Origin of the sequence: Hydrogenovibrio sp. 3SP14C1, from assembly GCF_029625905.1 — a bacterium.
In the GTDB taxonomy this organism is placed as follows: Bacteria; Pseudomonadota; Gammaproteobacteria; order Thiomicrospirales; family Thiomicrospiraceae; genus Hydrogenovibrio.
In genome coordinates, this window is the sequence record NZ_JARTLM010000028.1 from 1 (window position 1) to 400 (window position 400).

Here is a 400-nt window from a genome sequence, read left to right on the forward strand (position 1 = left end):
AAATGAAATTGCCTCACCAAAGTTAGGCGCAATGATAAAACCTTCAATGTACAACACAAAAATAATGCTCAAAAATAGAGCCAGTTTTTTCACTAGTGTTGCCCGCATATGCTCAGATGATCGCGCCGAGAGATTAAAGGCCGCTAACGCTAAATAGACTTGACTCACCCAAGGAATCAACCATTCTGAGACTTGTCCGGTAAAACTGTCCATCGGGACAAGTTGCCCCAACATTGGTAAGTGTGAACGATATAATGTCTCATAAAAATCGCTCTCTTTAGGGAAAAAATCCACATACCAATAGTTTAAATACCCCGTATAATGTTCAAAGATGGCCATAAAAATAACCAAGCCGCGTAAAAAGTCGAGGCCAACTAAACGCGTACGGTTTTCATAGGGT

The 400-nt window shown here is 40.8% G+C and carries 1 protein-coding gene; it reads right to left on the reverse strand.

The window, feature by feature from the left end; translation table 11 throughout:
• Positions 1 to 339 (reverse strand): hypothetical protein (locus P8629_RS11495; protein WP_278166270.1); only part of this gene is annotated, 339 nt, incomplete at its 3' end.
• Between the last annotated feature and the right edge of the window lie 61 nt (positions 340 to 400).